The organism is Achromobacter sp. (genome assembly GCF_049647645.1).
Lineage (GTDB): Bacteria > Pseudomonadota > Gammaproteobacteria > Burkholderiales > Burkholderiaceae_B > Achromobacter.
In genome coordinates, this window is sequence record NZ_JBARYB010000181.1 from 1 (window position 1) to 12,349 (window position 12,349).

The following is a 12,349-nucleotide window of genomic DNA, read 5'->3' on the forward strand; positions in this document are numbered from 1 at the left end:
GCGACGCCCTGCGCACCCTGGCCGGCCATCGCCGCCAGGCCAGCTGGGAAGCCGCCGCCAGCGTGCAGAGCCGCGACCTGCTGCGCGACGCCGCCATCCAGGAAACCCAGGCGCCGCAACTGTCCGCCCCTTCCGAGGGCCAGACCGTGGCGGCCGACTACCGCAGCGTGGGCCTGACCCTGCACAGCCACCCCGTGGCCCTGCTGCGCCCCCAACTGGCGGCGCGCAATTTCCAGCCCGCCTCGGTGTTGAACGGCTACCCCGACAAGCGCGTGGCGCGCGCCTGCGGCATCGTCACCGTGCGCCAGCGTCCGCAGACCGCCAAGGGGGTGATCTTCGTCACGCTGGAAGACGAGACCGGCCCCGTCAACGTGGTCGTGCGTACGGAACTCATAGAACGCCAGCGCCGGGAACTGCTGGGGGCCTCGCTGCTGGGCGTCTATGGGTCGTGGCAAAGCGTGGACGGCGTGCGCCATTTGATCGCGCAACGGCTGGTGGATTTGTCCGAACTGCTGGGCGGGTTGAACACCCAGAGCCGGAATTTCCATTGAGGCTTCCACGCAGCGCTCAATCGCCCAACAGCGTGGCCATGTCCAGCGCCTGCGCCATGGCCTGGTAGCCGGCATCATTGGGATGCAGGTGGTCGCCCGAATCATAGGCGGGCAACAGCCGGCCCGGATGCGCCGGATCGCGCAGCACCGCGTCAAAATCCACCACCGCATCAAACACGCCGCTCTCCCGGATCCAGCGGTTCACTTCCATCCGCACCGCATCCTTCGCCGGACTGTAGTGGCCCGCCAGCGGCGTGCCATGCAGCGAACCTTCATACGGCGCAATGGTGCCGCCCACGATACGCACGCCGCGCAAGCGGGCCGCCTCCGCCAACTGTCGGTAGCCCTCGGTCAATCTTGCCGCCGTCATGGGCGCGTCGTCCGGCGCGAAGCCGCTGTCCGGCCAGCCGATGTCATTGATGCCCATCATCATCACCACCGTGCGCACGCCCGGCTGCGACAGCACATCGGCATCAAAACGGGCCATCGCGTTCACCCCCATCTTGTCGCCCCAGACCCTCGCGCCCGAAATGCCCGCGTTCGCCACGCCTATGCCCTGCGGCGCCAAGCGGCGCGCCAGGAAGTCCGGCCAGCGGCGATTGGCCCCGGGCGTGGATCCATTGCCGTCGGTCAAGGAATCCCCAAACGCCACCACCACCGGCGCGCGCGACGGGCTCTCGACCCAGATCCCCGCCAGGAAGGCCCGGCCTTGCAGCGCCTGCGCATCCGGCAGCTCCGCCGCCGCCGTGGCATCGCCCCGCACCTGGGCGCCGGTCTGCTGCGCGCCCCAATGGAAGGTCGTCACCGGCGTGGCCTGCGGGAAGTAGAGGCTGACGGCCAACTCGGCCAGCGCGGACACGGGCAGGTCCACCGGATCGCTGACGACTTGCGCCCCCGGCGCCACCGTCACGCCGGGCCGGCCGCCAAAGGCCAGTCCGCGGCGGGACTCCTGGCGGATTGCGGATGCGCTCGACGCCAGCGCCACGCTGGCCGCGCCGATCACCAGGGGCTGCGTGCCATAACGGTTGGACAACACCACCCGCAAGCGCGGTCCGCCCAGGCTGAGCATGAGCGTCTGGCGCAAGGTCTGGCCGCGCAATTCGGCGGGCATCGCCGTGGACAGCACGAAGGAGTCTTCCCACAGGGGTTGCGGACTGGCGAACCAGGAGCTGACCCAGCTGGAACGCGCGGCATCAGCCTGAACAGGAGGCTGCGCGGCAATGGCGGCGGACGGAGCCAGAACCGAAAGGCCACCGGCCAGCGCAGCGGCCGAAACCAGGGAATGAAGATTGAAGCGATTCATGACGACTCCAGAAAAAGAGAAAGTGACGTCACGATAGGTTCTTCCCAATTTCGCCGGTAGAACCCTAAACTGCATACCACTTCTTCCAAAAAGGAATGACCATGGACACCCTGCGCGCCATGCGGGCCTTCGTCCGCGCCGTGGAGCTGGGCACCCTGTCGGCCGTCGCGCGCGAACAGGCCCTGAGCCAGCCCGCCCTGAGCAAGATCGTCGCCGCGCTGGAAAAAGACCTGAACGTGCGGCTGCTGGAACGCAGCACCACCCGCGTCGTACCCACCGAACAAGGCAAGCGCTTCTACGAACGCGCCACTCGCGTGCTGGAGGAATATTCCGAAGCCGTCGCCGACGCCCGCGGCCAGACCGAGAAGCCCGCCGGTTTCCTGCGCATCAACGCGCCCGTGGCGCTGGGCCAGTTCCGGCTGAATGCGCTGGTCCGCGAGTTCCTGGACGAGTATCCCGACATCCAGGTCGAACTGATCCTGAACGACCGGTTCGTGGACCTGGTGGAAGAAGGCGTGGATGTGGCGCTGCGCCTGGGCGGCAACCTGCCGCCCAACGCCATCGCGCGCAAGGCGGCCGAATCGCCGCGCTACCTGGTGGCAGCCCCCTCCTACCTGGCGCAGCGCGGCAAGCCCCGCGCGCCCCGCGACCTGGCCGCGCACGAATACGTGCGCTTTGCCTGGCTGGCCACGGGCGACACCCTGGAACTGCACCAGGGCGCGACCCTCGCCACGGTCCAGACCCAGGGGCGCTTCCGCGTCAACAACGCCCTGGCCATCCGCGAAAGCCTGGCCATGGGCGCCGGCATCGGGCTGTGCCCCGCGTGGCTGGTGCAGGACCTGGTCGCAAGCGGCGAACTGCTGCGCGTCCTGCCCAAATGGAGCGCCACGCCGCAAGAGGCCTTCCTCATCTACCCGTCGCGCCGCTACCAGTCGCTGCGCGCGCGGCTGCTGATCGACTTCCTGAATGACCGGCTGGCCCGCCTGCCCGGCATGCAGGCGCCTCAGCCGCAGACGGCGCGCACCAGGCTCCGATAAATGTCGCGGGCGCCTTCCAGTTGCTCCAGCGCAATGGATTCGTCGATGGTGTGGGCATCCTCTTCATTGCCCGGGCCCAATCCTATCGTCGGGATACCGCGGCGTCCGGCCGATTCCGACCCGTTGGTGCAGAACGCCCAGCTGCCCACCACCGGATCCCGGCCGCTGGCGCTGACCGCCGCGCGCGCGGCCTGCAACACGCTGGCCTGCGCATCGCAACGCCAACCCGGCAACCAGCGCGGCGGCGTGGCGTGCTGCCCGGTATAGGTCGCCACCCGGTCCTCGCTGACCTGCAAGGTGAAATCGGACAGGCCATGGGCGGCCAGATGCCCGCGGATCTGCGCCAACACGTCCTCCAGGCTTTCGCCCGATACGGTGCGCCGGTCAAAACGTATCGTCGTTGAGATCGGAATCATGGAAATCGACGGGTAAGGATGCGACACGATATCCGTCGGCACCAGCAGCGCCTGGCCCAGCACCTCATCGTGCGGCAAAGGCAAGTTCTCCAGGACCGCCAGCGCCCGGGCCGCGGCATGCAAGGGGTTGACGCCGATGTGCGGCGTCGCGGCATGGGCCGGCTTGCCGTGGAAGGTCAGCAGCAACTCCACCCGTCCCTTCTGCCCCGCCTTGATCTGCAATTTCGAGGGCTCGCAGATGACCACCGCCTGCGGCGCGCAGATGTCCAGTACCGAAGCCAGCGCATGCCCTTCGATGATTTCCTCCAGCACGCTGGCCGACACCGCCACGCGGCGCTTCAAGCCATCCCGCGCGGCCTCCGCCACGCCGCAAATCGCTGCGGCGATGCCGCCCTTCATGTCGGTGCTGCCGCGCCCATACAGCCGCCCATCCCGGATCTCGGCGCCGAACGGATCGAAGCGCCACTCGCCCGCCACCGGCACCACGTCCATGTGCCCGTCGAACAACAGGGCCACGTCCGCATCCTCGGGGCCGATCAATCCCAGCACCGAGCCATTGCTATCGGTCGTAACCGAGCTGAAGCCCGCCTCGCGCATGGTCGCGGCCATCAGCGCCGCCATCTCGCCTTCCTTGCCCGATAGGCTGGGAATGCGCACCATCGCCTGCGTCAATGCAACTACGTCCAGAGTCATCATCATTCCTGTCTGAGAGTGGCGGGCGCGGCGCGCCCGCCGATGGTGGGAAGCGCGACGCCTACCGGTTGACCAGGCTCTTCGGCACGCGATACACCAGCACCGCCCCGATCAGCGCGAAGCTGGCGAGGAAATACATGCCCCAGTCGGTCGAACCGGTCAGGTCCTTGATCCAACCGATCGCGTACGGGCTGACAAAGGCCGCCAGCCCCGCGAACGAATTGATCCCGGCAATGCCCGCCGCCGCGCTCTTGCCTTCCAGGAACGCGGTCGGCAGGCTCCAGAACAGCGGCGAGCACACCATGCAGCCGGCGGCCGCCACGGACAGCATGGCCACGGCCAACATCGGGTTATGACTGAACAGCGTGCTAAGCGCCAGGCCCGTCCCGCCCACCAGAAAGGGCACGATCATGTGCCAGCGGCGCTCCCGCGTTGCGTCCGAATGGCGGCACACCAGCACCATCGAGATCACCGCGCATATGTTCGGCACCGCCGTCAGCAGGCCGATATCCAGCAGCGACACCACCCCAGTGGAGCGGATCACCGACGGTATCCAGAACGCCAGGCCGGACAGGCTGGACACCGTGCAATAGCAGATCAGCGCCATATGGACCACGCGCCGGTCCTTGAGCAGCGTCAGCATCGACACGTGTTCGGTCTTGGCGGTCTTCTCGCGCAGCAGGTTCTGGCCCAGCCGGGACTTCTCCGTAGGCGACAACCAGCGCGCATCGTCGATGCGGTCATCCAGGTACCAGAACACCGCCAGGCCCAGCAGCACCGAAGGGATCGCCTCGATGATGAACATCCATTGCCAACCAGCGAGACCGTGCGTTTCATGGAAGGACTCCATCACCCAGCCCGACAGCGGCCCGCCCAGGATGCCGGCGAACGGCACCGCCGTCATGAACACCGCCACGATCTGGCCGCGCCGGTTCGACGGAAACCAATAGGTCAGGTACAGGATGATGCCGGGATAGAAACCGGCCTCGGCCGCCCCCAGCAGGAAACGCAGGATGTAGAACTGGGTCGGCGTCTGCGTCAGGGCCATGGCGGCCGAGATGATGCCCCACAGGATCATGATGCGCGCCAGCGTCTTCTTCGCGCCGATACGGTGCATCAGCACATTGCTCGGCACTTCGAACAGGAAATAACCGATGAAGAAAATGCCCGCGCCCAGGCCGTACACCGTTTCGCTGAACTTCAGATCGTCCAGCATCTGCAGCTTGGCAAAGCCGACGTTCACCCGGTCCAGGAACGCCGCGATGTAGCACACCATCAAAAACGGCAGCAGCCGCCACGCCACCTTCCGATACAGCGCGTCATCCCGCGCCGCCAGGGGATCCTTGTCTGCGGCAACCGGAGGCGCCGCAATGCTCTCGACTGACTGGTCCATATTTTCACCTTGGGGTCTGTTTTTTTAGGCCGAACGCTCCCCTGCAGACGCTCGGGGCGTCCGCATGCTGTTTTTTATGGGAAGGAAACGTCCGGACCGGTTATGCGGCCAGCCTGCCGGCCGGCCACGCTGGTCGCGCCGCAGGTCAGGCGGTGATCGCCGCCTCCAGCGCAGGTTCCACCGCGCCTCTGCGCTCCGTGATCAGGCCGTAAGCCTCGGGACGCCGATGCCGGTCGAAATTGAAAGTCGTGCTCTTGTAGGACAGGCACAGGTCCAGGTCGCAGCGCGCGATCGCCAGTTCGTCGCCCTTGGTCGAGCAGGCGGCCACGATCTCGCCCGACGGCGCGATGATGCAGCTGCCCCCTATCATCTCGCAGCCCTCTTCCTTGCCGGCCTTGGCCACGCCCACCACCCAGGTGCCGTTCTGATAGGCGCCCGCCTGCATCACCAGATGGTTGTGGAACATGGACAGGTCGTCATGCTCGGGCGCCGGCGGATTGTGCACCGGCGTGTTGTAGCCCAGCAGGATCATTTCCGCGCCCTGCAAACCCATGACGCGATAAGTCTCGGACCAGCGCCGGTCGTTGCACAAGGCCATACCCATCACGCCGCCAAAACCGCGCCAGACATCGAACGATTCGCCCGGCTCGAAATAATGCTTCTCCAGATGCTGGAAAGCGCGCCACGGCTCATGCTCGGCATGCCCGGGCAAATGCACCTTGCGGTACTTGCCGATGATTTCGCCGTTCTGGTTCACCAGGATCGAGGTGTTGAAGCGACGCTTGACGCCCTGCTCCACCGCCAGCTCCGCATAGCCCAGGTAAAAGCCTATGCCCAGCTTGCGCGCGGTCTCGAACAGCACCCGGGTCTGCGGACCGGGCATCTCGCTTTCATAGAACGCGTCGATCTCGGCCGGATCTTCCATGTACCACCGCGGAAAGAAGGTCGTCAGCGCCAGCTCCGGAAAGACCACCAGCTGGCAGCCCATGGCATGAGCCTGGCGCAGATGCGCGAGCAGGCGCTCGACGACCTCGCGACGCGTGTCGCTGCGCTGAATCGGCCCAAGCTGCGCGGCCGCGACATTGATGATGCGTGACATGTTCAGTCTCCTACGGTTTCATTGTTCTGTGAGGTCGAGCATCAATTCCAGCAACACGCCGGCGCCCGCCTCGATATCTTGGTCATGCGTGAATTCGGCCACGTTGTGCGACAGCCCGCCCACGCTGGGAACGAACACCATGCCGGTCGGGCACATGCGCGCCAGCATCTGGGCATCGTGCCCGGCGCCGCTGGGCAGCCGCCGCACACGGTGGCCGCGACTGCGCGCGATTTCCTCGACCCGGCCGACGATGGCCTCGTCGAACGCCACCGGCGCAAAATCGGCCAGCACCCGATGGCTCAGGCTCACGCCTTCATCCGCCGCCACCCGCGCCGCATATTCCATGCAGCGCGCAATCGCCTTCTGCAAGGCCGCGCCGTCGGTATTGCGCAGGTCCAATGTGAAGGTCGCGCGGTTGGGAATGACATTGATCAGGTTGGGAAACAGATTGACCTGCCCCACTGTCGCCAACTGGCCGCCGCCCAACTCGACGGTCAAATCCCTGGCAAAGCACGCGATGCGGGCTGCGACGATGCCGGCGTCATGACGCAACGCCATCGGCGTGGTGCCGGCATGGTTGGACACGCCCTGCACGGTGAATTCGATCCAGTGGATGCCCTGCACGCCCGTCACCGCGCCGATGGTGTAGCCCTCGTGCTCCAGCACCGGCCCCTGTTCCACGTGCAATTCGACAAAGGCATGCACCTTGTTATTGCCAACCGGAGCCGTCCCGGCGTAGCCGATGCGGTCCAGGTTCTCGCCCACCGAGGTGCCGTCGATGCCGACCGTGGCCAGCGCGTCCTCCAACGCCAGGTCGCCCTGGAACACCAGGCTGCCCATCATGTCGGGCGCAAAGCGCGCGCCTTCCTCATTGGTGAAGAACGCCACTGCTATCGGTCTTTCAGTGACCACGCCCGCGTCGTTCAATGCCGCGACCACTTCCAGGCCGGCCAGCACCCCCAGGTTGCCGTCGTAGCGGCCGCCGGTACGCACCGTGTCGATGTGCGAACCGGTCATCACCGGCGGACCTGCCTTGCGACCAGCACGCAGGCCCACCACATTGCCGATGCCGTCCACCGTCACGGCCAAGCCAAGGTCACGCATCCACTGCACCACCAGGTCGCGTCCGTCCCGGTCCGCGTCCGTCAGCGCCAGGCGGCAGACGCCGCCGCCCTCGATGGCGCCGACCTGCGCCAGGTCGGCGATGCGGCGCAACAGGCGGGCGCCGTCGATCCGCACAGCCTCGCGGCCGGCCTCAAGCGTGGCGCCAGTCATGCCACGGCCTCGGCTTCGACTTCCGCGGCGCTCTTGCCGACGATGCGTTGATACAGTTCCGGGTCGGTCGCCCCTTCACTGCCAAACACCAGCACACGACTGGCAGCGTCCAGGCCCAACGCATCCCGCACCGCCGGACCGGCCAGCGCCGCCAGGCAACCGGTCAGCCCGGCGACGGCCGATTCGCCTGCCACGATGGGTGCATCGCCATACTTGCCGCTCGCCAGCAGACGCACCGTCTCCAGCGCCGCCTCGTCGTCGACCGTCAGGAAAGCCTGCGCGCCGGGATGCAGCACCTCCCACGCCAGCAAGGACACTTCGCCGCAGGCCAGACCGGCCATCACCGTATCCAGATCGCCGTGCACCGCCACCGGCTTGCCGGCGCGGGCGCTCTCGTACAGGCAGGCCGCCTTGTCCGGCTCCACCACGATGAAACGCGGACGGCGCTCGCCCAGCTGCTCCCAGAAATGCGCGCACACCGCAGCGGCCAGCCCGCCCACGCCGCCTTGCAGGAACACGTGCGTCGGCAACTCGCCATCGCCCGCCTCGCGCAGCTGGCGCAATGCCTCGTCGGCCATCACCGCATACCCCTGCATCACGTCCTTGGGCACCTCCATGTAGCCGGGATACGACGTATCCGAAACCACATAACGTCCGAGCCGGGCCGCGTCTTCCGCCGCCTGCCGCACCGAATCGTCGTAATTTCCAGGCGTGCGGACAACCTGCGCGCCGTACTGCTCGATCGCCCGCTTGCGCCCTTCGCTAACGGTCGCGTGGATGTAGATCACGCATAGGCAGCCAAAGCGCTGCGCGCCCCAGGCGACGGAACGGCCATGGTTGCCATCGGTCGCGCAAGTCACCGTCATTGCCTGGGTCAGTTCCCGATAGCGGCCGGACAGCAAGTCCTCGACCGACAGATCGTCACGCCCCAGCTTGGCCGCCAATTCCCGCAGCAATTGGCGGCTGACGGCATAGGCGCCGCCCAAGGCCTTGAAGCTGCCCAGCCCGAAGCGGCCGCCCTCATCCTTGTACCGGATGCCCGCCACGCCCACGGCGCGGGCCAGCCCCGACAAATCCCGCAGCGGCGTCGGCTGATAGCCGGGCCAGCGGCGGATCTGCGTCTCGGCCAGCGTATAGGCCTGGCCGCCCAGCACGTCCAGCTGCCGTTGGCCGTAAGGCGCGGCGGGCTCGAAGGCCGGGTTGGGCGTGTATTGCAGCCGGACGTTCGGAATGGGATGGTTCAAGTCAGTCTCCTCTTGGAATTCAGCGATGCAAGTCGCCGTAGTGTTCGTGCAGGCGTTCGATGTTCTGCAGACGTTCGCGCGCAGCAGGTCCGAGCTTGCGGGCCAGGGCCGAGCACAAATGATTGATGACGCTGGTGGCGGCGACGTAGGAATCGAACACGGCCGCGCCGCTGTTCACGCATCGCAACACCAGGTCCGAGCGCGCGGGCAATTCGGTGGCGGTAGGATCGGTCAGCACCACGACCTTCGCGCCGACGCGGTTGGCGTGTTCGACGATGGGCTTGAGCAGCGTGACGCGACGCCGGAAATCCATCACCAGCAACACGTCGTCAGGCCCCAGGTCGGCCAGATCCTCGGCCAGGTTCAAACCCGCGCCCGGCACCAGCGCAACGCCGTCGCGCAATTGCGTCAGCAAGGCCCAGGCGTACTGCGCCAGCACCCGGCCATTGCGAAAGCCTGCGATGCAGATGCGACGCGCACCGGCAAACAGCTCGATGGCCCGTTCCACGTCGCGGCTGTCCAGGCGCTCGAAGGTCTGAGCCAGGTTCTGCAAGTCGGTGGCCAGATGCTCGGCCAGCGCGTCGCCCGTCGCGTCCGGCGGGCGCACGCCCGCCATCTCGTACAGCGGCGACCCCCGATCGGCCTCATCGCGCGCCTGCGCCCGCACTTCGTTGAAGTTCTCGTAGCCCAGACGCCGGAAGAAGCGCCCCGCCGTGGCCTTGGACACGCCCGCCTTCTGCGCCAGTTCCGCGCCCGAATAGGCCGCGATATTGCCCAGGCACTCCAGGGTCACGCCAGCCAGCCGCTGCTCGCTGTCCGTGAAGCTGTCCTGCAGCGCGAGGATGCGCTCCTGCAACACCGAAGTCATGATGATCCCGCCTATGAAACTGTAGTTTCACAAATATATATTCATGAAACTATGGTGTCAATGCAAAATTCGGATCATAGGCCGACGGCGAAAGCCCGCGGAAATCTGGGCGCAGGGAAAGGAATTCAATCAGCGGGCGTCAAGGCCATGGCGGCCCTGCATGCGCCAGAACGCGCACAGCGTCCTATAACGGCAACACCGCGCGCCGGCCGCATCCGCTCCCGGTCACAGCCCGCCATGGCTGGTCTATCATGGCTTTTTCGACGAGTTGTTGTAAGGAGCGTTACATGATCCGAAAGCTGATCCCTTTGCTGCTGGTCGCCAGCCTGACCGCATGCGCCAACACCGGCGCCCCGCGTTCTTCCAGCGCGCCGGCGGCCTCCAGCTCCTCCAGCAGCGCGTCCTCCTCTGACGCCGGGACCAGCACGTACGGCGGTTCGTCCTATGGCTCCTCGTCCTCCATGGGCGGCGGCAAGACCTGCGACGCCGCGGCGCTGCAATCCCAGATCGGCCAAAAGGCCACCGCATCCGTCATGGAAGAACTGCGCACCCGCAGCGGCAGCACCACCGCCCGCATGCTGCGCCCGGGGCAATTGGTCACGATGGAATACAACGCTACGCGCTTGAATTTGATTGTGGATGATAAGGACGTTATGACTGCGATTCGCTGCGGTTGATCGCAGGCCTGGCCGGCGCAAAACCGGCCAGACGCTACGCCTGCGGCGGCCAGGCCGCGGGCGCACATCTCTCCCTCTCAGTGCTACTGGATCGACACCGGCGCGTCGTGCGCCGCGATCTCCGCATCCGCGTCATCCTTGGCCCACAGCGCTTGTTCCAACATGCCCTATCTGCTTGCGCGCAGACCGAAACGAGTCGTGGCCATCATCCTGATACGGCTGCACGAATTGACGGATGGGGTGTGCAGCACGCGCATATCCATCAAGAAAACATCGCCAGCCCGTCCCGACATCTCGATGATCTCGGTGTCGGATGTGCTGAGAACGGCTTCGAGATCACCTGCCGTTTTCAACGATCCACGAAGCCTCCCAGCCGCTTCACCCGCCACGCGATGAGAACGGGCCAGCGCTAAAGTCGCGCCCCCGTGTTCAATAACGTCGTCGATCAGATAGAACACCTGGATGCCGGGGATCTCTGCACCGGATTTCGCAGCCAGGTCAACGTGCCAGTTCAGGCTGCCCAGAGACCATGGCCCTTGATGAGGCAGGGACAGCAAGGGCTGCGTGCCTAGGCTGGATTGCGGGGCTCTGCCGGTCAGGTCGGCGATTGCGTTGCGGATTTCCGCCGTGTTCAGCGTTTCATCCAGATCCGCAATCTTCACCATCGAGGATAGCTTTGCGATCTGCTGAAACGGCGACAAATTGTTCAGTGAGCTGCCAAGACTCTTTCCGCCGGCCCAGACCTTGAGCCGCGATAGCTCTCGCAGAATGCACTCCCGCAGCGGCTTCAGACAGCGCTTGGAATGTGCACCGCTCAATCGCAAGTACCCTTCGCTATGGAAGAAGTCGAGCTCTGATTGATTGAGAGTTCTGCCTGTCATGTTCGAGACTTTCGTGTACCGGCTTCTGTCTGGACAGTCGTAAACGTCATTTCCAAACTGTGTTTCGGGAGCCATCATGGCGACTGACGCCAAGCAACGTAAAATGTCAGGCCTCCAGCCTCCACATGCTTCCCTTATGAACCTTGAACGACTACGCCGCGAATTTCCCGACTTCGACATAGCAACCCTGCCGACCCTGCCCGAAGGGTACGTCGATGCGTCGAGCTACATCGATGCAGCTCCTTCATTCGAGAACGAGGAGCGCGGCTTGAAAGTGTATGTCGACTACGCCAACTATGCCGACCGCGAATCCGGCAGAAGCCAGCGCTTCTGCGTTTCGCGCTACGACGAGGAAGCTGGCGACTACGAGGACGTCGCCCTGTCGACTAACGATTGGGCCGAAGTCATGCGCTTCCTGACCGCCTGAACGTCCTCGCCGGGGGGGATCGGTTTCCGCTCCGATCGTCGGATGATCGCCCCCGCGATCTGCTGCGCTTCCGTGGTCTTTCTTGATTTCGACGGCTGCTGTCGAACCTGAACCTGTGCGATGAGCTCCTGCATGCAATCGGCGGCTTCGATCTCAAACGACCGTTCCTGGCCGTAAGCGACCGCTCGCCGGCCGGGATGCATCAACCCTTGGAAAAAAGGTGTCAGACTCTGAGGTTTCCCCACGAATTCATCGACATCCTCCCATGGATTCGGCGGTGTCGTGGGGTGCTTGCAAAAGCCCAAGCACTGACGTTTCGGTCAAAGCCAGAACCCTCTCGGCATAGATCATGACACCTAGCGTAAGCAACGAGATGGTCGGCCGGTCTTTGCGGTTGTTGGATTCATAGGCCGGCCTCAGTTTCCTGCTCTCAGCCAACTTGCCGACCAGCCACAACAGGAACGTCGCTAACGCGTGGATCAACA

General features: G+C 65.4%; 13 protein-coding genes. 4 read left to right on the forward strand and 9 right to left on the reverse strand.

All coding sequences use genetic code 11. The annotated features are described in order from the left end of the window. Positions 1-551 (forward strand): OB-fold nucleic acid binding domain-containing protein (locus WBB14_RS20455; protein WP_424241459.1); only part of this gene is annotated, 551 nt, incomplete at its 5' end. A 16-nt stretch (positions 552-567) separates the two neighbouring features. Here the strand turns inward: WBB14_RS20455 and WBB14_RS20460 are convergent. After that, positions 568-1,854 (reverse strand): SGNH/GDSL hydrolase family protein, encoded by a 1,287-nt coding sequence (locus tag WBB14_RS20460; RefSeq protein WP_424241460.1) that lies wholly within the window; start codon positions 1,852-1,854, stop codon positions 568-570. A 101-nt stretch (positions 1,855-1,955) separates the two neighbouring features. On the opposite strand from WBB14_RS20460, the gene WBB14_RS20465 reads away from it, so the two are divergent. Beyond that, the gene (locus tag WBB14_RS20465) at positions 1,956-2,891 is read left to right on the forward strand and encodes a LysR substrate-binding domain-containing protein (RefSeq protein ID WP_424241461.1); all 936 of its coding nucleotides are present in this window, start codon (positions 1,956-1,958) and stop codon (positions 2,889-2,891) included. On the opposite strand, the gene WBB14_RS20470 is transcribed toward WBB14_RS20465, so the two are convergent. The 6 genes from WBB14_RS20470 to WBB14_RS20495 form a co-directional block, all read right to left on the reverse strand. After that, on the reverse strand, positions 2,858-4,006 hold the full coding sequence (locus WBB14_RS20470) for a YgeY family selenium metabolism-linked hydrolase (RefSeq protein ID WP_424241462.1): 1,149 nt from the start codon (positions 4,004-4,006) through the stop codon (positions 2,858-2,860). The genes WBB14_RS20465 and WBB14_RS20470 overlap by 34 nt on opposite strands. 55 nt (positions 4,007-4,061) lie before the next feature. Then, positions 4,062-5,393: an MFS transporter gene (locus WBB14_RS20475; RefSeq protein WP_424241463.1), complete on the reverse strand. Its 1,332-nt coding sequence runs from the start codon at positions 5,391-5,393 to the stop codon at positions 4,062-4,064. A 145-nt stretch (positions 5,394-5,538) separates the two neighbouring features. Beyond that, positions 5,539-6,492: an N-carbamoyl-D-amino-acid hydrolase gene (locus WBB14_RS20480; protein ID WP_424241464.1), complete on the reverse strand. Its 954-nt coding sequence runs from the start codon at positions 6,490-6,492 to the stop codon at positions 5,539-5,541. 18 nt (positions 6,493-6,510) lie between these two features. After that, positions 6,511-7,767 carry a M20 family metallo-hydrolase gene (locus WBB14_RS20485; protein ID WP_424241465.1) on the reverse strand — a complete coding sequence of 419 codons (1,257 nt, stop codon included), beginning with the start codon at positions 7,765-7,767 and terminating at the stop codon, positions 6,511-6,513. Continuing rightward, positions 7,764-9,011 (reverse strand): diaminopropionate ammonia-lyase, encoded by a 1,248-nt coding sequence (locus WBB14_RS20490; protein WP_424241466.1) that lies wholly within the window; start codon positions 9,009-9,011, stop codon positions 7,764-7,766. Before WBB14_RS20490 ends, WBB14_RS20485 begins: the two co-directional genes overlap by 4 nt. Positions 9,012-9,030: 19 nt before the next feature. Beyond that, complete coding sequence (locus WBB14_RS20495; RefSeq protein ID WP_424241467.1) at positions 9,031-9,879, reverse strand: MurR/RpiR family transcriptional regulator; 849 nt, start codon at positions 9,877-9,879, stop codon at positions 9,031-9,033. A 287-nt stretch (positions 9,880-10,166) separates the two neighbouring features. Between WBB14_RS20495 and WBB14_RS20500 the strand changes: the two genes are divergently transcribed. Further along, complete coding sequence (locus tag WBB14_RS20500) at positions 10,167-10,556, forward strand: I78 family peptidase inhibitor (protein WP_424241468.1); 390 nt, start codon at positions 10,167-10,169, stop codon at positions 10,554-10,556. Between the two features lie 167 nt (positions 10,557-10,723). Here the strand turns inward: WBB14_RS20500 and WBB14_RS20505 are convergent, their stop codons facing one another. Continuing rightward, complete coding sequence (locus tag WBB14_RS20505; protein WP_424241469.1) at positions 10,724-11,515, reverse strand: phytanoyl-CoA dioxygenase family protein; 792 nt, start codon at positions 11,513-11,515, stop codon at positions 10,724-10,726. Here WBB14_RS20505 and WBB14_RS20510 point away from each other — a divergent pair. After that, positions 11,514-11,864, forward strand: coding sequence for a hypothetical protein (locus tag WBB14_RS20510; RefSeq protein ID WP_424241470.1), 351 nt, complete (start codon positions 11,514-11,516; stop codon positions 11,862-11,864). The genes WBB14_RS20505 and WBB14_RS20510 overlap by 2 nt on opposite strands. Positions 11,865-12,113: 249 nt before the next feature. On the opposite strand, the gene WBB14_RS20515 is transcribed toward WBB14_RS20510, so the two are convergent. After that, the coding region (locus WBB14_RS20515; protein WP_424241471.1) for a hypothetical protein at positions 12,114-12,349 on the reverse strand (236 nt) is incomplete at its 5' end.